This window comes from Paraburkholderia sp. CNPSo 3076, assembly GCF_026343935.1.
Classification (GTDB): Bacteria; Pseudomonadota; Gammaproteobacteria; order Burkholderiales; family Burkholderiaceae; genus Paraburkholderia; species Paraburkholderia nodosa.
In genome coordinates this window covers 1-647 of the sequence record NZ_JAPMAL010000142.1, presented here as the reverse complement: position 1 = coordinate 647, position 647 = coordinate 1, and the positions used below count along the sequence as shown (strand labels likewise).

General features: G+C 62.6%; 2 protein-coding genes. Both read left to right on the top strand.

Annotation, left to right across the window (positions count from 1 at the left end; genetic code table 11):
• Window positions 1-312 (top strand): ATP-binding protein (locus tag M3A49_RS42430; protein ID WP_266233998.1); only part of this gene is annotated, 312 nt, incomplete at its 5' end.
• Window positions 197-647, top strand: a 451-nt coding sequence (locus M3A49_RS42425; protein WP_323183572.1) for an ATP-binding protein, incomplete at its 3' end; no start/stop codon positions are given. The genes M3A49_RS42430 and M3A49_RS42425, both read left to right, overlap by 116 nt.

The following is a 647-nucleotide window of genomic DNA, read 5'->3' as shown; positions in this document are numbered from 1 at the left end:
CGCTTCGACCTCATCGCGCTAGACGACCTGTCGTATGCCCGCAAGGATCAGGCCGAGACCAGCGTGCTGTTCGAACTGATTGCCGAGAGGTATGAGCGTAAAAGTCTTCTGATAACGGCCAATCAACCGTTCTCGGGCTGGAATGACGTGTTCCCCGACCCCGGCATGACGGTCGCCGCCATCGACCGGCTTGTGCATCATTCGACGATCTTCGAGCTCAACGTCCAAAGCTACCGCCGCCGCAAGGCCGGCGACAAACAGAACGCACGGCGGCGTCAATTACACGCCGACAACCCGGACAGCACGCGGTAGCCGGCATCGATCAGGGCGTGTCCGATGGCCGAACCCAGGCGCACTGCTTGAGCACGAACTGGCTGAGCGTGCCAAACGACGCATCGAGCGGCATCGGACCGAGTCGCATCTGGATCCGACCAAGACGCTCGCCACCTTCGACTTCAGCGCTGTGCCAATGGTCTCGAAGGCTCATGTGACGGCGCTGGCCACCGGCGAGTCATGGCTGGAGAAAGGCGCCACGGTCCTCCTGTTCGGCCCACCTGGAGTCGGGAAAAGTCATCTGGGTTCGGCCATCGGACACGCCCTGATCGATGCCGGCTACCGCGTGCTGTTCACGCGCACCAGCGAGCTCG